This window comes from Nocardia sp. NPDC058666 (genome assembly GCF_042714895.1).
In the GTDB taxonomy this organism is placed as follows: Bacteria; Actinomycetota; Actinomycetes; order Mycobacteriales; family Mycobacteriaceae; genus Nocardia.
The window spans coordinates 16,289-40,959 of sequence record NZ_JBHXRY010000007.1; the positions used below are offsets into that span (position 1 = coordinate 16,289).

At 63.0% G+C, this 24,671-nt stretch carries 22 protein-coding genes; 12 read left to right on the forward strand and 10 right to left on the reverse strand.

The features are described 5' to 3' along the window. Positions 1-155: 155 nt before the first annotated feature. Positions 156-2,045 (reverse strand): M91 family zinc metallopeptidase, encoded by a 1,890-nt coding sequence (locus ACFWVD_RS17745; RefSeq protein ID WP_379243998.1) that lies wholly within the window; start codon positions 2,043-2,045, stop codon positions 156-158. A 145-nt stretch (positions 2,046-2,190) separates the two neighbouring features. On the opposite strand from ACFWVD_RS17745, the gene ACFWVD_RS17750 reads away from it, so the two are divergent. Next, positions 2,191-2,499: a WXG100 family type VII secretion target gene (locus ACFWVD_RS17750; RefSeq protein WP_379243999.1), complete on the forward strand. Its 309-nt coding sequence runs from the start codon at positions 2,191-2,193 to the stop codon at positions 2,497-2,499. A gap of 142 nt (positions 2,500-2,641) precedes the next feature. On the opposite strand, the gene ACFWVD_RS17755 is transcribed toward ACFWVD_RS17750, so the two are convergent. Further along, positions 2,642-3,040 (reverse strand): DUF732 domain-containing protein, encoded by a 399-nt coding sequence (locus tag ACFWVD_RS17755; protein ID WP_379244001.1) that lies wholly within the window; start codon positions 3,038-3,040, stop codon positions 2,642-2,644. A gap of 122 nt (positions 3,041-3,162) precedes the next feature. On the opposite strand from ACFWVD_RS17755, the gene ACFWVD_RS17760 reads away from it, so the two are divergent. Together ACFWVD_RS17760 and ACFWVD_RS17765 are read left to right on the forward strand one after the other, a co-directional pair. Beyond that, the gene (locus ACFWVD_RS17760; protein ID WP_379244003.1) at positions 3,163-3,714 is read left to right on the forward strand and encodes a hypothetical protein; all 552 of its coding nucleotides are present in this window, start codon (positions 3,163-3,165) and stop codon (positions 3,712-3,714) included. 361 nt (positions 3,715-4,075) lie between these two features. Further along, positions 4,076-5,220, forward strand: a protein-coding gene (locus tag ACFWVD_RS17765; RefSeq protein ID WP_379244005.1) for an IS3 family transposase whose coding sequence is annotated in 2 segments (ribosomal slippage) — positions 4,076-4,343 and positions 4,343-5,220 — 1,146 coding nt in all. Because the reading frame shifts where the segments join, the coding sequence is not laid out codon by codon here. A gap of 315 nt (positions 5,221-5,535) precedes the next feature. On the opposite strand, the gene ACFWVD_RS17770 is transcribed toward ACFWVD_RS17765, so the two are convergent. From ACFWVD_RS17770 to ACFWVD_RS17780, 3 genes are read right to left on the reverse strand one after another with little or no spacing between them, the layout of a single operon-like run. Beyond that, complete coding sequence (locus tag ACFWVD_RS17770; protein ID WP_379244007.1) at positions 5,536-5,994, reverse strand: macro domain-containing protein; 459 nt, start codon at positions 5,992-5,994, stop codon at positions 5,536-5,538. Then, positions 5,991-6,323, reverse strand: a complete 333-nt coding sequence (locus ACFWVD_RS17775) for a hypothetical protein (protein WP_379244009.1) — start codon at positions 6,321-6,323, stop codon at positions 5,991-5,993. Before ACFWVD_RS17775 ends, ACFWVD_RS17770 begins: the two co-directional genes overlap by 4 nt. Beyond that, complete coding sequence (locus tag ACFWVD_RS17780) at positions 6,320-6,580, reverse strand: hypothetical protein (protein WP_379244011.1); 261 nt, start codon at positions 6,578-6,580, stop codon at positions 6,320-6,322. The genes ACFWVD_RS17775 and ACFWVD_RS17780 overlap by 4 nt, the downstream gene beginning before the upstream one ends. Positions 6,581-6,814: 234 nt before the next feature. Here ACFWVD_RS17780 and ACFWVD_RS17785 point away from each other — a divergent pair, with 234 nt between their 5' ends. The 3 genes from ACFWVD_RS17785 (at position 6,815) to ACFWVD_RS17795 (ending at position 9,464) form a co-directional block, all read left to right on the forward strand. After that, entirely contained in the window at positions 6,815-7,537 is a 723-nt protein-coding gene (locus ACFWVD_RS17785) for an XRE family transcriptional regulator (protein WP_379244013.1), read from the forward strand. Next, the gene (locus ACFWVD_RS17790; RefSeq protein WP_379244015.1) at positions 7,521-7,994 is read left to right on the forward strand and encodes an NUDIX domain-containing protein; all 474 of its coding nucleotides are present in this window, start codon (positions 7,521-7,523) and stop codon (positions 7,992-7,994) included. Before ACFWVD_RS17785 ends, ACFWVD_RS17790 begins: the two co-directional genes overlap by 17 nt. A 786-nt stretch (positions 7,995-8,780) precedes the next feature. Next, the gene (locus ACFWVD_RS17795) at positions 8,781-9,464 is read left to right on the forward strand and encodes a helix-turn-helix domain-containing protein (protein WP_379244017.1); all 684 of its coding nucleotides are present in this window, start codon (positions 8,781-8,783) and stop codon (positions 9,462-9,464) included. A gap of 121 nt (positions 9,465-9,585) precedes the next feature. On the opposite strand, the gene ACFWVD_RS17800 is transcribed toward ACFWVD_RS17795, so the two are convergent. Beyond that, positions 9,586-9,768 (reverse strand): hypothetical protein, encoded by a 183-nt coding sequence (locus tag ACFWVD_RS17800; protein ID WP_379244018.1) that lies wholly within the window; start codon positions 9,766-9,768, stop codon positions 9,586-9,588. A 218-nt stretch (positions 9,769-9,986) separates the two neighbouring features. On the opposite strand from ACFWVD_RS17800, the gene ACFWVD_RS17805 reads away from it, so the two are divergent. The 6 genes from ACFWVD_RS17805 (at position 9,987) to argS (ending at position 17,553) form a co-directional block, all read left to right on the forward strand. Then, positions 9,987-11,417: a helix-turn-helix domain-containing protein gene (locus tag ACFWVD_RS17805; protein ID WP_379244322.1), complete on the forward strand. Its 1,431-nt coding sequence runs from the start codon at positions 9,987-9,989 to the stop codon at positions 11,415-11,417. Positions 11,418-11,859: 442 nt separating this feature from the next. Further along, positions 11,860-12,543, forward strand: a complete 684-nt coding sequence (locus ACFWVD_RS17810) for a hypothetical protein (RefSeq protein ID WP_379244020.1) — start codon at positions 11,860-11,862, stop codon at positions 12,541-12,543. Between the two features lie 72 nt (positions 12,544-12,615). Beyond that, on the forward strand, positions 12,616-14,103 hold the full coding sequence (locus ACFWVD_RS17815) for a pyridoxal phosphate-dependent decarboxylase family protein (protein ID WP_379244022.1): 1,488 nt from the start codon (positions 12,616-12,618) through the stop codon (positions 14,101-14,103). Further along, positions 14,100-15,017, forward strand: coding sequence for a methyltransferase (locus ACFWVD_RS17820; protein WP_379244023.1), 918 nt, complete (start codon positions 14,100-14,102; stop codon positions 15,015-15,017). Before ACFWVD_RS17815 ends, ACFWVD_RS17820 begins: the two co-directional genes overlap by 4 nt. Then, positions 15,014-15,739, forward strand: coding sequence for a hypothetical protein (locus ACFWVD_RS17825; protein ID WP_379244025.1), 726 nt, complete (start codon positions 15,014-15,016; stop codon positions 15,737-15,739). The genes ACFWVD_RS17820 and ACFWVD_RS17825 overlap by 4 nt, the downstream gene beginning before the upstream one ends. Positions 15,740-15,786: 47 nt before the next feature. Next, a complete protein-coding gene (gene argS / locus ACFWVD_RS17830) occupies positions 15,787-17,553 on the forward strand; it encodes an arginine--tRNA ligase (protein ID WP_379244027.1) in 1,767 nt (588 codons plus the stop codon). A 33-nt stretch (positions 17,554-17,586) separates the two neighbouring features. Here the strand turns inward: argS and brxL are convergent, their stop codons facing one another. Genes brxL through ACFWVD_RS17850 form a run of 4 tightly spaced genes read right to left on the reverse strand, consistent with a single transcriptional unit; the run spans position 17,587 to position 24,471 of the window. Beyond that, complete coding sequence (gene brxL / locus ACFWVD_RS17835; RefSeq protein WP_379244029.1) at positions 17,587-19,773, reverse strand: BREX system Lon protease-like protein BrxL; 2,187 nt, start codon at positions 19,771-19,773, stop codon at positions 17,587-17,589. 7 nt (positions 19,774-19,780) lie between these two features. Next, positions 19,781-22,273 carry a BREX-1 system phosphatase PglZ type A gene (gene pglZ / locus ACFWVD_RS17840; RefSeq protein WP_379244031.1) on the reverse strand — a complete coding sequence of 831 codons (2,493 nt, stop codon included), beginning with the start codon at positions 22,271-22,273 and terminating at the stop codon, positions 19,781-19,783. Then, on the reverse strand, positions 22,266-23,225 hold the full coding sequence (locus ACFWVD_RS17845) for a hypothetical protein (RefSeq protein WP_379244033.1): 960 nt from the start codon (positions 23,223-23,225) through the stop codon (positions 22,266-22,268). Before ACFWVD_RS17845 ends, pglZ begins: the two co-directional genes overlap by 8 nt. A 7-nt stretch (positions 23,226-23,232) precedes the next feature. Beyond that, entirely contained in the window at positions 23,233-24,471 is a 1,239-nt protein-coding gene (locus ACFWVD_RS17850) for a tyrosine-type recombinase/integrase (protein WP_379244035.1), read from the reverse strand. Between the last annotated feature and the right edge of the window lie 200 nt (positions 24,472-24,671).

Consider the following 24,671-nt stretch of genomic DNA (forward strand, 5'->3'; position numbering starts at 1 on the left):
GTCGGCGACGGCCGGTCTCGCCTCACATCGGAAAGGGCCGATCGGTGGGGTGCTTGTACCCCCTGGTAGACCCTGTTCCTGGGATTCTGTTGCACCGCAAGCGGATACGAGGCCGACCAGTGCCGAGGCGGCCAGCGCCATTCGAGCGCAGGTCTTCATCGTGGTCCTTCCGGCGGGGCATAGTGCTCGCGAGGGGAGAGGCCGAGCTCTTCTCGAAATTCGTTCTCCGTGATTTTCGTGGGGTGCTCGCTGTCAGGCACAAGCTGTTCCGGAGTCTGCGGATTGTGATCGTGATCGATGGGAAGGCCTACCGCCACACGCTCCCCCTCTTGGACCTTGTAGTGAGGGTTGGCGTCAACGGAGTCTTCGCCCTGGTAGACCATGGGGTTCTTGTCGTTCCATCGGATCGTTCCATGGGTGATGTCGTATGCGTGCGCAGCCTCGTGCAGGAGGGTGACTGACGGCGGTGTGTTGTTGTACGGCTCGTTCGCGTATGGCCCGCCGAACGCGACCGACTGCGGGTCGTATGTGATCGTCGAGTCGCTGCCGACATTCGGTTTTCCCGAGGGATCGATAGTCGCGCGGCTCCAATCGCCGTTCGCAGAACTCGACTCACCTTCCCTGATCGTGACCGTATGCTCGGTGTTGCTGAGACCTTCCAGCGTCGCCTGACCGACCGGAGACGAACGATAGAACTCGAGGTCGGCGTTCACTCGCTCCTTGAACTCGTCGCTGCCTTCGACCTTGATCTTGTCGGGATCGATATTGGTCAGGCAGATGTCGATCACGTTGTTCGATCCGCCGGCGCCCGGTGCCGCGACGACGTCTTCGGCAGTCTGAACGTAGAACGTGTCGGCGCCGCCGAGACCGTCGCCCACAGTGTCTTTTCCGTGGCCGCCATAGACCTTGTCGTCACCGGCTCCGCCGCTCAGGGTGTCGTCGCCGATTCCACCGGACAGGATGTCGTTGCCGTCGTCGCCGCCGACAACGTCATTGCCTTTGCTGCCTTCGAGGTAGTCGTTGCCGCGGTTGCCGGATATCCGGTCGTCACCGTCGCCGCCGTAGATGACATCGTCGCCGTCACCGCCACTGAGCTGGTCGCGGCCTTTTGACCCGTTGATGTAGTCGCGACCGGTACCGCCGACGAGAGAATCGTCGCCGTCGCCGCCCTCGATGATGTTCTCGCCGTCACTGGCGAGGATCGTGTCGTCGCCGTTGCCGCCGGAAATCGTGTCGTTGCCAGCACCGCCGAGGATGGTGTCTTTGCCGTCGCCGCCCTCGATTTTCACGCCGACTTTGGTCCCTCGAGCGACAGTGATGGTGTCGTCACCGGCGTCGGATTTGATCGTGATGCTCTTCGATTGCTCTGGTGTGAGTGCGGGCTCGATCGGTTTGCCGTTCACGATCACAGTCGCGATGTTTGTGTTCGGATCCTCCGTCACCTCGACGTTGTCGTTGCCGGGACCCGTTTCGATGACAACGCCGCCATCCGAGCGGTCGACAGCGGGTGGTTGATTGCCAGGGGCCGGCGCGACGACGTTGCCTGCTGCACTGTTCAGTGCCGCGGCGTTCGCCTCGTCCAGTGCGTTCGCGTCGGTGACGACTTTGGCAACGTCTACCTCGACCTGCGCCGCGATTCGCGCGCGCCGTGCCCGCTCATCATCGGTCAAGTCATCCGTTCGTCCGGCCTCGGCCCAGGCGTCCCCCAGTTTGCCATCGGCAGCGATTGTGAATCCCTCGGTACCCGCCAGGGTTTCGATCCCCAGGGTCGAGCTGCGTAGGCCTTCCATCGTGGTGATGGTGTTCAGCACCAACGATTTCAACGGTTCCACCTGGCTTGCCAGGCGATCCAGCTCGGTAGCGGTCGAGGTGATCTTCGCCCGTGCGCCTTCGCTCGCAGTGCCGGTCCAACCCTCGATGTCGGCCGAGCGTCGAACGATGGACTCCAGGAAGCGGATCGAGGTGTCGCGTTGCGAATATGCCCGCGCCATCGCCTCGAGCCGGTCGCCGTTCCAGTTCTTCACGTCGTTCCATGTCAACGCCATGTCGTCATCTCCCCCGTTGGTCCGCGTACCAGCCTACCGGTACCTGTAATCGTCGCAATTCTCCAAAACGACTAGTATCAAACCGATTTCGCAGTGACTCGGCCACTGGAAATCGGTTCGACCAGGATCGATCGTAGGGGGATTGATGGGCGTTCATGACTCGGTGTCGGTTGCGATTACTGCCCTGCAGGAAGCCGCGACCCGTCTGCGTGACGAGGTGGCGGCGTCGGGTGCGGATCTCACTTCGTGCTCCACGCAGATCGCGAGCCAGCACAGTGGGTGGGGCCCAGCGGCTGAAGCCGCAAGCACGGCTTTGCAGCAGGCATGGGATCGCGCAGACAGTGCGCTGCTGGGAAGCCTGAGTACGATCGCGAAGGGTTTGGATACTGCCGCTCGGGCTTATGCGGCGATGGATGCGGAGTCGGCGGGCCTCATCTCCCGACTTCAGTCCTGAACCATCGCATCGGGACATGGCCCCCGTTCGCTCAACTGAACATTGTCGGCGGACTGCGACGGGTTGTCGGTGATCCAGCCGATCGGTTCACGCTCGACATCGCGGGTCGTGACTGCTGATTTCTTGGCGGACGAGTAGCGGTCTACGGCGCCGCGTCGGCGAGGTTCGGTGCCGCGAATTCGGCGGCTGGCGGGCACAAGTACTTGATGCTCGCTCCGGCGACAACCTCCATGGAATGGAAGTCGTCCGACCGGGTGTTCGGCAGCGCCGCGCTGCCGAGGTCGCCGCGTCCGCTGTAGATCTGGTCGCAGATGATGTGTCCCTTGCCGACGAGGTCGGGGTCGGAGATGCCGCGCCTGTCGATGCCGGACAGCTCGATGGAGTGCAGGAATCCTGGAACGTCCTCGGTCAGCGAATCGATCTGACCTTGGACCCACGGGTCTGGCCGGGGCTCGGCGTTGGCCGGTGCGGTTCCGAAGAGGGTTGCGCCGACAGCCAGCGCGGCGACGAGAGGCGACACTCGATGACGAATGGACAGCATGAGCTGACGGTACGGCCCGTCGACTGTCGCTTCGGCATATCTTCGGTTCCCGAAGGGTCGCGATCTGGGGCAGTGCTGCCGGGTAGGGATCGTTTCAGTATCGATCGCGGCGACAACATGGTGTGGATCAGCTTGCGCTGCTGCACGTGGAGATGGCGGTTGACAGCTCGATTGATTCCACGCCCTACGGTAGAACGTTCGGAGTGACGAGCCCGCCGATGACCTTCCTCATTCCGCGCCTATTTGTGGCTGTCGCGGCAACGCTCCTGACGGCGGTTGGATGCGCCACTCCGGCCCCGGAGCCAGCTGATGCAACCACCGAAATCCGGCATGACCTGAGCCCGCTGACGAAGCGATTCTCGCTGCTGGACACGCCCTTCTCAGCAAGTTGGATCACTTGGAACAACGAGGGTGGTCGCGCGCCCGGACCGACAACCCACTGGATTGAGGCTGTGGTCGAATTGCGTCCCGACGTGGCGGACGGTCTGCGCTCGAGATTCACGCTCTCCGCCGTGCAGCCGAGCCAGTTCGAGGCGACGCTCCAGTCCAGTGTTCCACCTGGTGGCTACGTCTCCAGCTCCGAGTTCGATGTTGCGTTCAGCACGAATGGGTGGAAGGTCGGTGCGTTCCTGCAGGTCGACGGCACCGCGATTCTGATCGATGCCGTCGATTGACAGCGCACGTCAGTGCAGGCGACGGTGTTGACGAGTGCTTCGACCTCGGCGGTGTGTAGGTCGCCCGACTCCTCACGGATCATGGAACTACCGTAGGACGCTGACAGGCGAACGACGAGTAGATCTTCGCGAGCGAAGTTCGGCAGGTCTCGTCAGCGATTTAATAAGGATTGGATTCTGATGCTCATAATCAACTTCGACGACAAAACTGAATGGTGGGTATCTGGGGCCGTATTCGATCGACTGTTCGAGGCGGCCGTGTCGAGTGGGGCAATGCCGGTGGCCTGACCCCGGTGGATGAGACCACCCGGTATTAGAGTCCTGTTGGCCCCGACGTGGGCTGGAAGGGACACTGAGAGTTATGGCTGGTCGGAAGCGGCATTCCGCGGAGGACATCGTGCGCAAACTGCGCCGAGCGGACGAGTTGACCGCGGAAGGCAAAACAGGCGAGCAGATCGCCGTCGAGCTGGGCGTATCTGCAGCGACCCTCTACAACTGGCGCCGCCAGTACTCGGGCATGGACACCGACGCCGCCAAGGAACTCAAAGAGCTGCGCGAGCAGAACGCCCGGCTCAAGCGCCTACTCGCCGACGCCGAGCTGGAAAAAGACGCGTTGCGCGAGGTCGCGAAGGGAAAATTCTGAGCCCAGCCGCTAAACGCCGCGCCGTGGACATGCTCAAACACACGTTGAGCATGTCGGAACGGTTGGCGTGCAAGGCTGTTGGGCTCGCTCGATCCACCTACCGGCGTTTACCGGTGGCGCAGACTCCCGCCGATCCACATGCCGATTTGCGGGCCTGGTTGCGCGTGTACGCCACCAAACATCCCGGCCATGGATTCCGGCGCGCGTGGGCGGCGTTGCGCCACGACGAGGGCATGGACGTGAACAAGAAGAAGGTCCACCGGCTCTGGCGTGAAGAAGGCCTGCAGATCCGCACACATTCCCCACGCAAACGAGCTGGCATGTCCTCGGTGCCGCAGGTCGATGCGGATGCCCCGAAAGTGGTGTGGGCGTTGGACTTCCAGTTCGATTCCACCATCGATGGAAAAGCGGTGAAGATCGCGTCGATGATCGACGAACACACTCGCGAGTCGCTGCTGCACCTGGTCGAGCGGTCGATCACCGCCGAGAGGTTGGTCACCGAGCTGGGCAAGGTCTTCGACGCGGCCGGCGGTCCGCCGAAGGTGTTGCGGATGGACAACGGGCCGGAATTCATTTCTGTTGCGCTACAACAGTTCTGCGCTGACAGGGTCGGGATCTCCTACATCCCGCCAGGAGCACCCTGGAACAACGGGTTCATCGAATCGTTCAACCGCCGGTTGCGGGCGGAATGCCTCAACCGCAACCACTGGACGAGCCTGCTCGAAGCACGGGTGGTGATCGGCGACTTCAAAACCGAGCACAACCTACGGCACCGTCACTCGGCACTGGGTTATCTGACCCCGGCCGAGTACGCTGCCCGCTGCAGCCACCGTCACCACCCGGTGGCCTGCGACATCAACTGATACGGATCGAACACAACCCGGGCTCTACTACCGGGTGGACTCGATATCGGGGACTCGCCACCGGAGCGGCTGAGGTTATGGCAGCATGTGGTAAACGCGAACGGTGGGTTCTTTCCGACCGGTGAATCTGCAACTGATATCAACGACTTCCGCAGCGCGCTACTAGTTACGGCGCGGGCGGAGTTGCCTGGGCTGGCAAGTGAAGGCGCCGACTGGACTTACAAAATTTCATTGGAGAAGCTAATTACATCGATCGAAAGAAGCGAATGAGCTATTCAGCGTAGGCGGTGGAGTGGGGGGACGGACGGAGCATCCTCACGTCGGCGGTGGATACAGCTGAATATCGACCAACGTGGCCAACGGCACCAGCGTCCGACGGATCAGCGGCTCTACGCTTGCCCAGCCGAGGCCGCCATACCCGCAGCCGAGTGCCGGGATGGCCACGGATCGGATCTCGTTCTGTTCGATGGTCTGGGCCAAAGCTGGAAGGCCTGCGGCCACATCGTCCAGTCGGCTAGGGGAGCGCCAGTGCCGTTTCGTCGGGTAATTGATGACGAACCGCGGACCGTTCGTGGCGCCAGTCGCCCACACGTGCATCGCACCGATCTGAACTTCGCCCGCTCGTGCGGCACGGGCGTAGTCCCGAAACATCTCCGGGTAGGTCTGCTTGAACTGCAGCGCGATCCCCTTGCCCATCACGCCGACAGTGTTGACGGCGTTGACGAGTGCTTCGACGTCGGCGCTGAGTAGGTCGCCCGATTCCTCACGGATCATGGAACTACCGTAGGACGCTGACAAGCGAAATACGATCTCACGTAGGTGTTCTCGTCTTCGACGGTGATCACGTCGCAGGTGCTGACCAGGGCGATCGGCATGTCGGTGCCGAGGTGTCCGAGGTGGGGTGTGAAGACCGCTTCCGCGTCGGTCCGGTGGGCGATGGTGATCAATCGGGTGATCGGATCGGGGGTTCGTGGGGTGAACACGATCGTTTTCGCGAGGTCGTAACCGTATCGCTTTGCCCGGGAACGGATTCGGATTTCGTGCCAGTTCGGGTCCGGTCCGGAGATGTCGGATCGCAGGTATCCGATTGCGGTGGGTTTCATCCGGCGAGGGCCGATCGGGGTACGTCGAGCATGGCTTTGCCGGTGGGGGTGTTGGCGTAGGCGTGACCGCAGGTCGACAGTTCCCAGGCTTGGCGGTGGGCGACCTGGCGGAGTAGGCCGTTGAGGTGGAGGGTTCGGAGTGCTCGTCTGGTTCGACGGAGGGAAAGGGCTGTCTCAACGGCGATTTGGCGGTCGGTGAGTTGTCCGCCGGGTTGCAGGATGCGGAGGACGAGTGCTTGATCGAGCAACGCGGTCATCGTGGCTCCCATGCGCCTGTTCGCGGAAATTCGAGACGTGTTGGTCCGTAGATCACTTCGCCCCCTTGGCTGACGGTCGTGCGCGGCGATCCGACGGTATTTGTCCGGCAGAGGCACCTGAACTACGTGCAGGACACTTCACCGGACATTTCAAAGGCCCTGGTATGTCCCGTAAATGGGCAGTAAAGTTCGAGCATGGCCCACCGTTTGGAATCGGCGATGCTTCGTGCGCGATTGGATTCGGTCGCGCTGGCCGAGGCAGTCGGCGTCGACGTGAAGACCGTCAACCGATGGCTGGCAGGCCGCGTACCGCATCGACGGACGCGGGCAATGGTCGCGCGAGCGCTGGATGAATCCGAAGATCTGCTGTGGCCGCAGACACGCCCTGATCTCGCAGCCGGCGGGGCGGCGACTGCTGAGGTGCAGGGTGCCTACGCTCATCGGGCCGATGTTCCCAATGACCTGTGGACCTCGCTGATCCTCGGCGCCGACGAGCAGATCGACATCGTCGGTTACGCCTACCCCTTCGTCCTGGAGCTGCTGCCGGACGCGGCCGACGTCCTCGCCGCGAAGTGCCGCAACGGAACTCGCATCAGGTTGGCGTTTGCCGACCCGGACTGCCCGCACGTTGCCGAGCGGGATGCGCTGGAACAGATGAACGGCACCCTCCCCGGCCGAATCCGCAACGCGCTGAACATGTTAGGCCCGCTGACCGACACGCCAGGTTGCGAAATCGGCCTGCACACCAGTCATCTCTACAACTCGGTATTCCGGTTCGACGACACGATGATCGTCACGCCGTACCTGTTCCGGGCCCGCGGATATCAGCACCCGGCGCTGCATCTGCGGAAGCTTTCCCAGCACGGAATCTTCTCCTCGTTCGCCGAGCAATTCGAGCAGATCTGGGGCTCGGCGACCCCCTATTCGCAAGGACTTTCGCATGAGCTCACGGCGTGACTACTACAAGGACCCGAACGCGCCGAAGGCCAACAGCTTGGTGCCTGGTGGTTCGGTCCTGGTCACCGACGATGAGGGCCGAATCTTGATGCAGCGCAGGGGTGATTCCGGGAATTGGTCGCTCCCTGGGGGTGTCATGGAGATCGGTGAAACCCTCGAACAGTGCGCGGTTCGCGAGACGAGGGAGGAGACCGGCCTCGACATCGAGATCACGGGGCTTCTGGGTATCTACACCGACCCGGAGCACGTCATCGAGTACGAGGACGGGGAGGTGCGGCAGGAGTTCGCCGTCACCTATCTCGGCCGGGTTGTGGGCGGTGAGATCGCGGTGAGCAGCGAATCGACCGAGGTTCGGTTCGTTCGTGCGGACGAGCTGGCCGGACTGCCGGTGCACCCCACCGTTCGGCTGCGGATCGGGCACTCCCTGGAAGGCCGACCGGCGCCGTACCTCGGTTGACAGCGCATAGGGAAACAGGGCGAAAGTTCGTTTTCGGCTACTCTTTATCGGTCTGGAGGTGCGTCGATGCGCCATGGATGTCCTCGAATAATGCATGCCGTTGCCAACTGTGTTCGGGTGAGGGACAGCTGTACTGCAATCCAACTGTCAACGGCCGCAACGCTGGCAACCTGGTGTGGCAGTTACTGCCCTGACGTGCGCTCGTTGAACATCGGTGGCGGTCACCGCTCGGATTGACCCGGCTGGTCAAGGGGCTTGGTGCGGTGGGCGCGATGTGGCCGAGCGGCCCGCCTTCCAGTACGGTGGCGATCGCCAAGGCGGACCGAAGCGGGGCCCGGCACTCAGTCACATCTGTGCGTCAAAGTTCACGATTTCCCAGATCGGGGCAGTACACTGCCAAGAAAGTGAAGTTATGTCTTCATTTGAGTTGGAGGTCATCTATGAAGGTCGCGCGCTGACGTTGTTCGGAGTGGTCGTGCCGGGACGCGGATGCCTCGCATCGGCCTGGTTGGCGGCGCTGCCGTTGAAGCCGCAGGTTCAGTTTCGGGCCAGGTTGGACAGACTGACCGAGGTCGGCTTCTTGCGAAGCCCTGAGGAGATGCGTCAGCTGCAGTGCGAAGGCGAGCCGCCCGTTCACGAGATCAAGACCAGGTCGGGGCATCGGCTCTACGTGATCAGGTCCAGGCAAGACTGGGTCGCGACTCATGGGGCCGCGAAACCGTCCGATCGCAAAGTATGCGCGCAGGCCGAGCGGGCACGGGGAATCTGGAAGGAGGCACAAGCGCAATGACGACATGGTTTCGGCGGACGCCGGAGGCAGAAACGCTGTTCGCGGAGGAGCGTCTGCTGTTGTCGGCTACAGAGATGGTGCACGCCGCACTGGACGAGAAGGGCGTGAGCAAGAAGAAGCTGGCCGAAATGCTGGACGTGACGCCGACTGAAGTGAGCCAGCGCCTCAGCGGCAGGCGAAACCTGACATTGCGGAGCCTGGCTCGAATGATGCACGTGCTCGGATACCGGGTTCGGCTCGACGCCGACCCAGTTGGGGGAGACATCGGCCCAGACGTTGTCGGCACGCGGATCACGCGGCACGTGCTGGACCGAGGTGATGCGCCGGAAAAGGTGTGGTCGGTGTGTTTTCGGGCGGCGATCAGTGCTGATGGCATCAAAGATCCGGCAGACTTTGCCGCTCATATCAGCGAGCTGTGGTCCAATCTGCAGACGCTGGACCATATTTCATCTGCGCGACTGGATCATCGTGACGGCCAGATCATGGTCGAAACGCATGTTCGTGCTGATGATCTGCTCCAGGCCTGTACCCGCGGCACGGCTGCGGTTCGAACCGCGATCCACAGTGCCGGTGGGGGGACGCCTGGGTGGGAGAAGGAGATGGAGCGGTTGGTTCGGCAGCTCCGACTGGACGTTTCGTCCGACTCGGATTGCCTGGGCGAAACGGGAGGTCACGGTTAGCTATCGACCGCCTTGCGTCCGCGCCTGGGATGTGGGCGGTGATAGTCGTCGGCGATTCGTTCGGCGGTGTTCTGTCGACGCCCCGGGTGAAGGCTCATCCCGGGATGACGGAGCGTCGCGACTACCTCTTGGCCGGCAGGGTCATAGCCTCGACCCGCAGTTCTAGAAGTTGCGCGGCCTGGGCTGCGGTGATGACACCTCGGGTCCTTCCGAGCTCTATCAAGTGTTCCATCCCCTGCAACAACCCATCGTTCAAGGCGGCCATGGCTTTGGCGAAACCGCTCTCAGGTACTTCGGTGTTCACGACAGTCCTCTCCACGTCGGTGCTGGCTGATGAGCAAGGTACAGATCGGCACTGACAAGAAGCGGAATCGGTGTGAACGGGAACTACGGCTGCGCTGTAGATCGAACGGTTGCTCAGCCGAAAAGCGGTGACAGGAGCCCTTTTATCTGCTCGAATGGTCATCGACCGCGAATCTCAACGGTCACGAACTGGCTGGGTAGGAGCCGATCGTGGATGGGATGCAAACGTCCGGGTGGTTGCGGCGCGATGGGGATGGCGTTGCGGCGCCGACGGTCGGCCAGGTTGTTCGGGAGTACCGGCTTGCGGGCGGTGCCAATCAGGCCGCGGTCGCTGATGCGTTGGGGATCACCCAGCAGTTTCTGAGTCAGGTCGAGAAGGGCACGCGCAAGGCCACATTGGAGCAGCGGCAAGGGTTCGCTCGAGTCTTGGGGATCCCTCCCGAGGAGCTCGGGATCGCGGGCCGAGCCCACCGCCGCGCGGGTGCCGATGACACTCCTGCGGTGGCCACCAGTCGAGGTCGATGGCGAGTTCAACGTAACTGGTTGAATCATCACCGCGGTGACCTGGCGAGACTGGCAACCGAGTGGTATCCGGCCGAGTACCGGCTGCCGAGGACGTCGCTGATCACTCGCGACGGATGGATGCCGGCCGCCCCAGTGGATTTGGATTCGCTGCGTCTCGAACTCGATGAGGGACCGCAGCTCGCCGAGATCACCGGAGCGGAGAGTGAGACTTCGCCCGTGCGCCCGCTGCGCGTTCCTGGGCTCGCCTTCGAGACGTATTCCGCGGCGGTGAAACATCTTGATCCACCGCAACTCTTCGAGTCGAGACCGAGCTACCGGTACCTCGGTGGCACCGTCACGTCGGGTGTATTGGACTTCGGGCTGGCCAGCTACTTCGACAAACTCGATGTCAGCGAGGCGCTCGCCCACGAGTTGGCTGGGGCTTGCATCGCTCTTCCGACCACTGATGTCTCGGATTTGAAGGGCCACTTGCCTTTCCGTGAGCTCATCGGAGATCCGTTCGATCCGGCACGCCGTGCGATCATCCCCGCCATCACCACGCTGACGGTCCGGCTGCGCAGGTACCCGGCACCGCCGTCGTTCCTCCTGCACTGGCGTGATCCTTCTCGCGTCGCGACGGCAGCCGGTGTCTATGACGTGATTCCGGCTGGTGAGTTCCAGCCGTCGAGCATGGGGTTGTGGGACCGCCGCAATGATTTCTCTCTGTGGCGCAACATGGTTCGGGAGTACTCCGAGGAGGTGCTCGGCCATCCAGAACACGACGGGACACGCAGCGTTCCGATCGACTACACGAATTGGTCGTTCTATCAGCAGCTCACCGCGGCCCGAGCGCAAGGGAAAGTCACCGCGCATCTTCTCGGATTCGGGCTCGACGCGCTGACATTGGCTGCCACGTTGCTCACGGTGGTCGTCATCGACGACGACGTATTCGACGAGATCTTCGGCACGATGGTGCAGTTCAACGAGGAAGGCGAGGTCGTCGGCATCGGTGACGGTCGAGCCGCCGATGGTGTGCCGTTCACCGAGGAGTCGGTGGCGCGGATGCTGGAAGCCGAGCCCATGGCCGCGCCGGGAGCAGCGTGCCTGGCGCTGGCATGGCAGCATCGACACAGCTTGATCAGCTGAGGAATCTGGAGATCACATGCCCACGCAATCGCGCACCTTGACCGACAGCGAGCAGGCATGGGCGCAGACCCGCTTCTATCTGCGTGAACACCGAACCGAACTAGATCTTGCTGCGGCGGGGGAGTATCCAGACGCGCTCCGTGTGGCCAACTCCGCACTCCTTGCGCGCCGCGGGTGGCTACCGACCTCCCCAATTCCGTTGAACGACATCAGATTGGCATGGTCCCCGACGGAAGCGTCATCGGCCGAGGTCTACCCGCCGCGAAGCTCTGTCCTGCCTACGCGCGTGGACGGTAGCGAGTATGAGACATTTTCCACAGTTGTGGGCGAAATCTCCGCGCCAACTGTTTTCGAGAACAGGCCGACCTACCGGCTGCTTCATGCGGAGTTGGCTGGTCAGTCGCCAACTCTGCGATTCGGCCTAGGGCACTACTTCGACAGCGTGGACGTGGGGGAAGCCGCTGCCCACGAGTTCGCGGTCGCCTACCGCGACGGACAGATCGCACCAGGCGTCCGCGCCGCGATCACCGACCCATGCGACCTCGAGCAACGTCGTGCGAATCTCGCGATCAGCACGCTCACAATCCGGCGCGACGTCGACACCGGCGAGCGGTCGTTCCTGCTGCACTGGCGTGACCCACGCAAGGTCGGACACGCCGGCGGTATGTATCAGGTGGTTCCGGTCGGCATCTTCCAGCCCTCGGGGTACGCCGAGTGGAACGTAGAGAACGACTTCTCCCTGTGGCACAACATGATCCGAGAGTTCTCCGAGGAACTGTGTGGTGCCGATGAGGACCATGGCAGCGAGAACGCCCCGATCGGCTACGAGTCATGGGAATTCGCATCAAGACTCACGAAAGGACTCGGGGACGGATCGGTCGAGGCCTACTGCTTGGGCCTTGGTGTCGATCCCCTGAGCTTTGCCACGGATCTGCTGACCGCCGTGATTATCGACGGACCAGTTTTCGATGAACTGTTCGGCGATATCGTGGCCGACAACGACGAGGGGCGCGTGCTCGAGTTGCAGCCCTTCACTTTTGAGCTAGTCGAGCAGATCATCGCGCAGCATCCGATCCAAGCCGCGGGGGCCGCAGCCCTCCGGTTGGCGATCGCTGACCTGCCCTGACCCGATACAACAGGCTGTTGTACAGCAGCCTGTTGTTGGAACCCCAGCCCCGGTCGGAGAGACGCTGGGGCAGTGAAGAATTCAGAGACGACGACCGGCTTGCACCGCGCCGTCGACATCGGCCTGCAGTTCAAGGCGCGTCCGGAGATATTCGGCCGGCGAAGCACAACACGCGAGATCCGGGACCTGCTGGTCACTGAGCTGCCGGTGCAGTCCATGACCAGCGAGGAGGTCATGGCCGAGTTCGTGGATCACGTGCTGCCGCTGTGTAAGAACGAGGCATCGCCACGTTTCATGGGTTTCGGTGACACCGGCGACGACCAGCTCGCGCTGATGGGCAGCGTGCTGGCGGTGCTGACGCAGCAGAACATGATCAACCAGTCGTTCGACAGCCCGAGCGCCACCTTTGTCGAGATCGCGGTGCTGCGATGGCTGCGAGATCTCCTCGGTTACGCGAATCCCCCGGTCGATGCGGTGCACACGGTGTGGGATGTGGGCGGCATGATCACCCCAGGCGGGACGACGAGCAATACCGTCGCGATGATGCTGGCCAGGGAAGCGAAAGCGCCGGACACGATGCAGACCGGTGTCACCAACCCGAACCGGATGGCAGTGGTGGTTCCGAAGGGTATCGGGCATTACAGCGTGAAGGCGGCGTTGACGTGGATCGGGTGCGGGGCGCAGGTGGTCGAAGTCCCCACCGATGGATTTCGGTACGACAGAACCGAACTCGATCGAACGCTGCGCGAAGATGGTGACCGCGTGATGGCGGTCGTTGCCTATGCCGGCGACAGCCGAACCCAGACGGTCGAGGATCTGAGAGCCGTCCACGATCTCGTGCGGGCAGTCGATCCGAGCATTTGGTTGCACGCGGACGCGTGCTGGGGGCTGCTCGCGGCCTTCAGCCCGAACATGCGGGACAAAATCGACGGCATTGCCGAGTTCGACAGCATCACCGTGGATCCGCACAAGATCATGGCCGTGCCCTACGGGCTGAGTGCGCTGCTGGTGCGTAAACCTGCTGCACTGCGGACGATTTCGACATATTCGGATCTGATCATGCAGGAGGACTTCGCGTTCGGGCAGGTCACTCCGTTCATCGGCACCAAGGGTTGGATGTCGCTGAAACTGTGGATGATGATGCTCGGCCGCGGCCGTTCGGGACTCGCGGAACTTGCCGACCACCGGCAGAATCTGGCTCGACGATTCGCCGAGTTGGTCGATGCGCACCCACGGCTGGTCCGGCTCAACGACCCCGACCTGGCGGCGGTTGTCTTCGCCTACCTGCCGACGGCCATCAAGCTCGGACGTATCGACGAGTTCGGGTTGGAACGCGTCAATCAGCTCAACATCGCCCTCCACGAGCGGATCCTCGCCGAAGGCCGTTGGCACCTGCACCAATTCACCTTGCCGGATGACCTTGGCCGCCTACGAAAAGGATCCGTCGTGTACCCGCTGCGGTTCATGGCCAACAACCCGGGGCTCACTGAAGCCCATATGCACGAGGTTCTCGCTTACCTCGACCATCTCGCCTCGGACCTGGAGGAACAAGCAGCATGACGAACTCGAGTTTTCGCGCGGTGTACGAGACGGCAGGCATTTACGACAAGCTGCTGTTGCGGCATTTCTACGTCGGCACAGAAGACATCGACCTGGTCGCGGACTGGCTTACCGAACATTATGCGGCCCCGAGCGCGTCGCTGAACATTGTCGAATTCGGCTGCGGCACAGGCCGAATAACAGACGCGATCGCACCCTATGCCCGAAACCTCGTGCTGGCCGATTACAGCGAAACGATGGTCGCCGCGGTCGCACAGAAGTTCCCTGACGCTCAAACGATCTGCGCGGACACCGGCGACGCGGTGACCTCCCTGATCGCGGCCGACCGGGCGTCGACCTTCGACCTGGTGACGGCGTTCTGGTCGTTGAGCTACCCGATCGGCGAGTTCTTCGAGGAGCTGTCTTCAGCGGGTGTGCGGCCACAGCGTGACCAGGCCGTCGCGGCGGACCAGGCGCGGAAGTTCGTGCTTGATCTGGTCGGGCTGGTAGCCCCGGGCGGGCACCTGCTGACGATGTTGTTCGACGCCGAGAGTCCTGAACAGCAGTTGGTGACACAGGCATGGGAAACAGTCGCGCCGTTCCCTGACGGTGGCCGCGCCTACACTCGGCATGTCCTGATCGACGCGCTTCGCGACGCCGAGAACCGCGGCGACGGCACGCTCACCCACACCCGGCTCGGGGGAGTGGCCTGGGCCCCCACACGTGCCGCTGCCCGCGACTGGTTCTTCGGCGTCCACTTCAAGCATCACCCCCAACTGCTCGGCGATCGCGATCTCGAGCAGGTCGTCGAGGAGTTCATCGACGAATACCACATGCCGAACTGTGGAGTCGCGCTGCCGAGCGGGGTCCATTTCATCGACTTCCACGCAGTCGCGCACCCGCGTGCGTCGCTTCCGGACGGGTTGGCGTCGTGACACCCGAACTGTTCGCCGTCGCGGCCCAGCTATGCAGCACCTGGACCCCGGTCGGCGGCTACGGGTTGGCGTACGGCTCACAGGCCGTCGGCGCTGGTCACTCGGGCTCGGACTTGGACCTGGTGTTGGTCGGACGGGATCGCCCCGGTTTTCACACCATGAACGACCTGGTCGCCGCTGTGTGCACGATCCACGACGACTTCGGCCTTCGCAGTGACACGGAGGTCGATTACGAGACAAAGCTTTTCGCGACTTACGCTGATGTCGATAGCGCAGTTGAATTGCGCTGCTTCTCAAGGATTCGGGGCGTGCTCAGCCCGGATCCGGTCGTTGTTGAGTCGCGCTGGTTGAATTCGCCAGCCTTCGCTCAGCGGCTCGTGCTCAACGCCCTGACCAGTGAGCACGTGTTCCTCGGTGGAAGCGTGGCGCGCTACCGCGCTGACCGGGCGAGGGCGGAACAGGCGATCGCGGTGCTCGCGATTTCGATACTGGGGGTGCCCGAAGCGACCGTGCTGGACGCCGTACGGGCACTCACCGAAGGGCCTGGAGGTGAGTATTGCAAAGACTTCCTGGGCTACACCCCAGGCGCTCGCCTGTGCTCGACCGTTCAGTCGGGACTTGCATCGCTGCTCTCCCGGAATCTGGTCGAGGTGATCGACGGTTCGCGGTTTCGCCGATGCCATGTCCGCGACGAACAGGTCGGTCCTGGTCACGCCGCATGACGCACCTGCGACAATGGGCTCACCATCCCCATCGAAAGGAATCCAAGGTGAGCTCTGCCGGTATTGTGCCGCTGCTCGGACGTGTCGCTGCCGCTGTGTCGGAGGCGATCGTGCGAGTCCGCCCGGAAATGGCGGATGCGGACCCGGTAGTGCGACGATCCGATCGGGCCGACTTTCAATCCAACGCCGCGTTGCCGCTGGCGAAGAAGGTCGGGATGCCGCCCGCCCAGCTCGGTAGCGAGCTCGCGGCCCATCTCGACCTCAACGGTGGCGTGATCGCTGATGTGCAGGTGTCGGGCCCCGGATTCTTGAACATCTCCCTCGCTGATCGGGCGATCTGGGAAAGCGTGGCCGCACGGTTGGCTGATGATCGGCTCGGTGTGCCGGCCAGCGAGAACGGGCATCGGGTGGTTATCGACTACTCCGCACCGAACGTGGCCAAGGAGATGCATGTCGGGCATCTGCGGACCACGATCATCGGTGACAGTCTCGCGAGGGTTTTCGGGTTCCTCGGTGCTGATGTGGTGCGCGCGAATCACCTGGGCGACTGGGGTACCCAGTTCGGGATGCTCATCCAGTACATCGACGAGCATCCCGAATCACCGTGGCACACAGACGAACTCGATGCCGAGACCAGCGCGGTGTCGGCGCTGGACAGCCTGTACAAGGCTGCCCGCGCCCAGTTCGACGCCGACTCGGCTTTTGCCGACCGTGCACGAAACCGCGTGGTGGCCTTGCAAGCTGGCGATGCGGATACGGTCGCGCGGTGGCGGGAGATCGTCGCCGAGTCCGAGAAGGCTTTTGGCGCGATCTATGACCGACTCGGTGTCCTGCTCACCCCCGATGACTATGTCGGGGAGTCGTTCTACAACGACCAACTCGCTGACACGGTCACCGAACTCATCGACAAAGGCGTAGCTGTCGACAGCGACGGCGCGATCGTCGTGCTGTCGGAACAGGTCACCGGCCCTGATGATCAGCCTGTCGTGCTCATGGCCCGCAAACGCGACGGCGGGTACGGCTACGACAGCACCGACCTGGCCACCATCCGATACCGCATCGCCTCGCTGCACGCAGACCGCCTGCTGTATGTCACCGATTCGCGGCAGGCGTTGCACTTTCAGCTGGTCTTCGAGGCCGCCCGGCGGGTGGGTTGGCTCACCGGCGCGATCCAAGTCGATCATGTGGCTTACGGCACGATCTTGGGACCGGACGGCAAACCGTTCAAAACCCGTGCGGGAGGAACGGTTCGGTTGATGGGCCTGCTCGACGAGGCCGCTGCCCGTGTCCGCGCTGTTGTCGCCGAAAAGAACCCGGACCTGTCTGCGGCTGAACTCGACACTATCGCTGAGCAGGCGGGGATCGGTGCGGTCAAGTACGCGGATCTATCGACGTCGCGGGTCAAGGATTACAGCTTTGACCTGGATCGGATGACCACACTCAACGGCAACACCGGCGTCTACCTGCAGTACGCCCACGCCCGCGTTTGCTCGATCTTGCGCAAGGCAAACGCCGCCACGCAGGCCATGGTCGACACTGCCGGTCCGCTCGAACCGGCAGAGCGGGAACTCGCCCTGGTCCTGGATGGCTACGGCACCGTGCTGGCGGAGGTGGCTGATGCGTTGGAGCCCCACCGTTTGGCGGGCTATCTCTACGATCTGGCCCGCGCGTACACCACCTTCTACGATCTGTGCCCGGTCATCGCAGCTGATGAGCCGATTCGCTCGAACCGAATCGCGTTGTGCCAGTTGACTGCTCGAACATTGGAACTCGGGTTGAGTCAGTTGGGCATGGCGGCCCCGCAACGGATGTGATCCCGTGCGGGGCTCTGTTGATGCGCACCTGGGTCACAGTGTTGCCGCCACTTCCGGCGTGACGGGAATCTTCACGTAGTGGACGGTGAACGCCGATCCGATGAGGCGGAACTCCTGGCGGTTACGGCCGAAGTCGAAGGGGTTGTCGCCCGTCCTCTGCCAAATGTCGAGCCCCTTGCCTAGGTCGATGCGCCAGCCACGGTCTGTCTCGATGCGGCGGTCGTGGATCGTGTCGTCGAGGCGCACCGACAGGCGCACACCCACAGCGTCGGACGCGTCCTTGATCGCCTTCAGCATGAGTAGCTGACTCTGCTTGAACTCGGCTTTCGGCTGCTCGGTGGTGACGAGCACGACATCGATTTCTTCGGCGTCGTCCTTGGCAGTTGCGAGGAGGCTGAGCAGATCCGCAAGGTTGCGTCCTTGATGCGGCATGCGGATATACGGGTCGGTGATCGTGATCTTGGATGCGCCGCAGAGATAAGGCAGGAGGATTTTCTCGTAGGAGACACCCTTCTGGCCAGCTGAAAAGTCCTGGTGCCCTTCAGCCAGTGGAACATCAGCTTGCCGCGCCGGAGCGGTCGCGCCTGATGCGTCATCGCCGACCGGACCGGCGGGACCGGACTCGCCTGGTACGGGCGCGACTTCGTCGTCACCCGAACCGACGGCATCCCAGTTCCGCCGGTACAGCTGGGGGTACTGGCTTTCTTCAAGAGTCGTGACCTCGTGCCACGCCCCGGTCACATCCGCATACCGGAAGTGGACGGGGGTATCGCGCATGGTGGCGTCGATCCGCAGGATCGAGTCCTTGACACGCTTGCGGCCCTCGATCGCGAACTCCAGCAGCGCGCGGACCTCGTCCTCGGTAGCCTCGCCTGTCGGGTGAACGAGCTTCATCAACCCGGAGAACGTCTTACAGATGGCGTCCTGGTCGCGCGTCGAGACCGAGCTGTCGAGGGTGAAGTAGTGCTTGTACTTGTCCGAGAAGTCCTCGGACCGCTTCGCACGCAGGATCTCGGCGAGGTAGTCGACGACGAATCCGTATCCTGTGGAGAACATCTCCGAGCGAATCGGGGCGACTTCCCAGCCGGGGATGTAGTGGTGGATGCGGTCGAGCCACGCCGGGTCTCGGTAGGCGTCGGGCAGCTCGTCGAACAAGTCGGAGTTCTTGAGCATGTAGGGCACGGTGTGTGTCGTGTTGCCGATGAACGCCATCGACGCCTCGGCTGCGAAGATGCTGGTTCCTCGCGAGAAAGACTTGTTCGCGAGGTAGTTCTTCATCACGTTGACTAGGTTCTGGTCGGCGCGGCGATTTGCTGCGAACTCGTCGAAGGCGATGCAGTCCCAGTACCCGACTAGGCCGATGCGGCCGCTTGCGTTGTTGACGAACAGCTTCGGGACGGTGACCTCGCCGCCGGAGATAAGGATGCCGTTCGGGGAGAATTCGCTGAATGTGTGTGACTTGCCGGTCCCCTTCGGCCCGAGTTCGACGACGTTGTAGTTGCGCTCGACAAACGGGATAAGGCGGGTCAGGGCGATCAGCTTGCCGCGGTCTGTGAACTGCTCAGGGTTGAGACCGATCGACTGTGTGAGGAGGTCGACCCACTCCTCGGTGCTGAACGCCTTGCGTGCCTCGTGGTAGAGGTCGATATCGACGCCAGCGACCTGGATGGGTTTAAGGCTGCCGAGGATCCACGGCACCACGCGCTGGTCGTCGGAGTGGAAGTACTCGATGTCGCAGATGCACCACACCCCGCCGACCAGGAGCTTGGGGTTCTGCTTGACCGTGACGTCGTCAATGATGACGCCCTTGACCTGAAGGTTTTCGAACTCTGCCTCGTGGACATCGTTCTTCTCGTTGAGAGTGACTGTGACCCGGTCGATTACGCGGTGTCGGCCCTTGCTGCGGATCTTCGACTTCACGAGCATGTGCTCGTTGCGGTTGACGTAGTGCGTCGCGAGGATCTGGCGCACACTGTCGATGCCGGCCTGGATGGTCGCCTCGTCGTCGGACGCGGCGTACTGGCCCAGCAGGTACTCCAAGACGTAGGACGGCACGACGGCGTTGCCGCGAACTGCCTTGACGAGATCCTTGCGCACAACAGCACCGGCGAAGTGCTCGTTGATCTTGTCATCGAGGGCGGACTTTGTCGGCGCGGTATCGGTCACGCCGGTAGCAGCGAGGACGTCGATCTCGCTGAGAGCGTCTTCGAGGTTTGTCATGGCTCTCCTAGAAGTCGAAATCCGTTGTGAACGACCGCTTGATGGTGTAGTTCCCCTTCGAGAACAGCTTCCACTGCGTCGTGTTCGGGATCGGCTCTTCGAGCCTCAGCTCGACGGGCCGGTTGTTGTACTGGTCGGCATCCTCGGTCAGGTAGAGCACGGCTTTCTGGTACCGATCGCGCTGGTCGTCGGACGCACTGTCGAACGTGAGAATGGGCTGGTTGGAGATCAGGACGTCCCCCACGTGGAGGCCGAGCCGAACCTGTCGCGGTTGGATCTTGTCCGTGACGGGCTCGCGCTGGACCAGTTTGACCGCGAGCTGCCCCGTGGTGATCTTGTCAGTCTCCGGCATGAGGTCGACATTGACCGGACGAATGTCGCTCTTGCGCTTCTTGTTGACCGTGATCACCGGGACGACGATCTCCTGGAGGGATGCGCCGCCATGAACGTAGCGGGTTCCCGCGCCTGGTTGCGGGATACGGTGGATCGACTTGGGAATCTGAATGTCGATGTCTCCCACCAGTCCAGCCTGCGCCGAGGTGAACGTCATGAAGGACGAAGACGGCTTCAGCGACCGACCGAGCACGTAGCGGCGGTTGATCTTGGTGACCGCGGCACCTTGTGGAGACTCGGAGACGTAGTAGGACTTCTCCAGTGGGATGTCCTGGTAGAGGAACCCGTGGTCGGCGGTGATCACGATGTTGGTCGCGTTCGCGTTGGTCCACTTCTTGACCAGATGGAACAGTTCACGGAGGGTCTCATCGGCGGCCTCGAAGACGGTCCGCTCCGTCGGCGCTTTGTCCCCCGCGGCGTCGATTCGGTCGTGGTAGACGTAGAAGATCTGGTGCTGCTTATAGAGTTCGCGCAGTTCGTCGCTGGGCATCGCGATCACATCGGCGGCGCTGATGGCATGCCCCTTGACCGAGTTCAGGATCTTGCCTCGGTTCACCGTGCCGTTCGTCGGCTTCCCGTCCGCGAGGACCGGGAGACCCTCGGGGTCGAGTTCCAAGCTCGACTGCGGGAGCAGCGACGCCATGCCGAGTTGGGTGTAGCTGGGCACCGAGCCGAGTACGGCGGAAAGCGAAGCGTCGAACCGATTCTCGCTGCGGATCTTGGAGGCCAGTTCCTCACCGATCTCGTAGCGCATGCCGTCGGAGATGATGACGACCACTTTGGTGCGTCCCCCTTTCACAACGGGGGCGACGTGGTGTTCGAAAAACTTCGCCTGCGGCGCGAGGGCCGCAGACTTCCACTCACCCGTGGGCTCGAGTGCCTGCTGCCAAAGCCCGCCGAAGTTGTAGAGGTACTTGTTGGCGTACTGCTTGTCGACTTCGGTCTTGAGCGCTTCGAGCGGCTGCTGGAAGTCGGCGGTCTGGTGGCCGTGGGTGAACCAGCGGTACTGCTGGTCGATGCGGAACCAGTCGGACTGGTACTTCTCCAGTCCGAGCGCCGCCGAGGCGATAGCGTGCGGCAGCGCGGCGATCGCGGCGAGCAGTTCCGACGCGCTGTGGATGGCCGCGTAGAGCTTGGCGTACTTGGCGCTCCACAGGCTGTGCTGGCGCTGCCGGACGATGTCGGAGACCTCGCGGGGCGTCACCGACTGAGTGGCGACGGCGGCGGCAAGGTCCACGATGACCTTGCGGTCGATCTCCTCGAAGATCGTGATCGTGGCCAGCTCGCGGTAGTCGCGGTGCTCGATCTTGGCCTTCACGTCGAGCGCGGCGGCCGCTCGGGATGCGAGCGTCGTCATCGCTTCCTGGGTGCGGACGTCGTAGCGCAGACTGCTGAAGTCGCTGCGGATGTTGCGGAGCTCGTCGGGCGTGGTCGATGCGAAGTCCTCGACGGCGCGGCCGAACATCCAGAGGACGAAGTCGTCGATCGTCGGCGATGTGCTCGGGTACTTGTAGATGCTGGCGAGCCCGTCCCAGAAGAACTGGTCGAGGCCGTAGGTGACGAGGTCGTCGAACTTGGCCGTCTTTCTGGCCGCATTCTCGACGAGGAGTTCGCGAACGATGTCGGTCAGCTTGTGCCCTGACGCTTTGACGAGCACCTGGCACATCTTGGCACTGAGGAGGGCGGCGTCGTCTCCGTCCTTCAGGAGTTTCTCCAGTGCCTGTTTGCGGCTGTTCGCGGCGAAGAACTTCTGGTGCTGCTCGATCACCGGCAGCAGAGCCGGGTCGCTGAGGCCGAGTTCCCGCTGGAGCATGGAGGTTTTGTCGGCCGTGAAGACGCCGTAAGCGAGTTCGAGATCGAGCAACCAGTTCGCGGTGCCACGCGGGAGTTCGCCGCTGCGGTAGACGAGGTGCTTACCGACGTGGTCGGCGAGAATCGTGTTCTTCACGCCGAACTCGTTGTCCTGCACGCGAATGACGTCAACTGTACCGAGCTCGAGTGCGTCGAGTTCGGCGGCGTACTCGCTGGCAGGATCGTGCCAGAACACAACCCGCTGCGATTCGAGTCGGATCTGGAGGGCCTCCTGCACGGAGGTCAGATCAGTCACTCGCCGTCTCCAGTCCGGGGATCTTCTTCAGCGCCGCACCGAACTTCGGATAGTTGGCCTTGACTCCGTCGTCGAGATCGATGATGACGTTCTCGGATGCCTTCGGGTAGAGGGTGTCGTGCTCGTACTCGTTCAACTCGACCACGATCTTGCGCAGCCGGTCCGCTTCCTTCGCGTTACCGGCGCGCTCGGCCTGCTGGAGTGCCGATTCCAGCTTGGTCACGTACTCCCGGAGGTAGGTCAGCACTGTCGAGACCGTCGACGGCGTATAGCGGTGCAGGTAGATCAGGGCGTTGAACGAGCCCTTGGGGCTGGCGAAGAGCCAGTAAATCGGCCGCTTCTTGTAGCGCTGGACGTGGTCGTCGTAGAACCTTGATGCCGCCCCGCGCGCAGTGGTCTTGATGAAGTAGTCCCGCAGCGTCCGAATGCCGGTGATCGAACTCAGAGTCGCGGTGACGAACCGCAGGTTCTCCTCGAAGTGCTGCTCGCCGAACGCGACACGGAGGAACTGGCGGAACAGCTCGACGATGTCGTCCTCGAACCAATCTCCGTCCACGATCGGAACGACATTGTCGTCATCCGGCGCGAACGTCGGGTGTGGGACCTTCGTGAGGTAGTCGTCGAGGGTGGATCCCTGGTCGCCGAGGATGAGGCCTGGCTTGTCCAGGCTGTAGCGACCGAACATGCAGCCGACAGCGTAGGAGATGAGGTCGACGATGGCGGACTGGGCAAACAGGGCGTCGCGCTCTTCGGGCGTCTTGTTCGGCCAGCGGAATGCGGAGTTGTTCGTCAGCGACACCCGTTCCAGCGGCACATACGACGGGACTTCGTCCTCGAGCCCGTACAGCTTCGCGACAGCCTCGTTGTTCGCGATCTCCAGCTGTTGCTGGGCGAGTGAGCGCTCGGCCCACTCTTCTCGATGCTGCGCAACGGTCTGTTCAAGTGTCTTCAACTGTGCCTCACGAAGGATCGCCGGTATCTCGAATTCCCCTGTCGGCCACGGCCGGACACGGAAGGTTAGCCATTGGGGTAGCCGATGTGCGTGTGCCAACACTACCCGCCAGGCCCAGCGTTTCCGCAGACGCCATGAGCGCCGCTCGGGTCCTCGTCCGGTCGGTGTGGAGGTAGGACTGGGTACTGAGCACTGAGGAGTGTCCCAGCACAGCCTTGATGGTGGTCTCGTCGATTCCGTTGGCGAGCAGCAGGGTGGCGGCCGTGTGGCGAGCCTCGTACAGCAGCGGGTGGCGCTTCCGGCCGTCCGGGAGTGGCACGGTGACCTTCGCTTGCTCGGCGAGCTCGTACCACTGCTTTCGGTCGAACTCGGCCGATCGCGGAGTTCCATCGTCTCGAGGCCAGACCAGCCCGTGAGGCGACAGCGACTGCGTCCGCCACGTCCTGAGTGCGACGACGAGCCAAGGGACGAGCGGAATGACGCGACTGCCAGCGCGGGTCTTTGGGCGCACGAGGTGGTAAGCGCCGTGCAGGTGGCGATGCTCGAAGCCGCGGGGGACGCGGAAACCGCTATCTGGATTCCGGTGTTCGACGTACGGCAGTGCTTTGAGTTGCCAGGCAAGCGCCATCGTCTCAGCGTCGAGGTCGATCATGTCCCAGGTCAGGCCGAGCGCCTCGGCCGGGCGAAGGCCTCCTACGAGGGCTGCTACCCAGCGTGACGCGTCGGGCCGGTCGGCGGCCACGGCGAGGATCTTCATCGCGTCGGCGACACAGAGCGGCTGTCTCGGTGAGTGCCCATGCCCGGGGCCAGGCGTCTCCCGCGCACGCTGACAGACCTGGTACCCGTCGGCGACCGCATCGGCGAGGAGCTTGCTCAGCACGGCGTAAGTGCGCTGCATCGTGGCGAGCGCCAGCCCGGCTTCCTCTTGAGACGCCGCTACCCTGCGGATGTCCGATGGCGTCAGGGCGTCGAGCCGCAGGTGCCCGATGGTCGGGACGATCCACCTGCGGACCGCTGAGCGGTCCGAGATGAACGTGCCCGGGCGCACGATCCGCTGGCGTTGGGCGAGCCACTGGTCGGCCCACCGCTTCATCGTGACGGTGGCGAATGTCGCTGCAGGACCCTCAGCCGCGATCCGTCGGTGTGCCTCGGCGAGCCTGGCACAGACCTCGGCTTCGGTCCGCGCCTTCAACGTGAGTCGACGCCGGGTTCCTCGAGCCGTCCAGCCGACTTCGGTGGTCGCCACCCATTGCCCCCGCGAGTTCTGGTAGACGGAGCCTGTTCCTTTGCTGCGCTGCTTTGATTTTGGCATCCCCTATGGTCACCTCCGCCTCCTGGCCAGGGGTAGCCATCGGGGTAGCCATTCCGCACGCTGCTCCCTGAGACACCGACGGCGGCGTAGGCCGCAAGACGTCGTCAAAGCAGCGGCGAGACGGGCTTACCTCA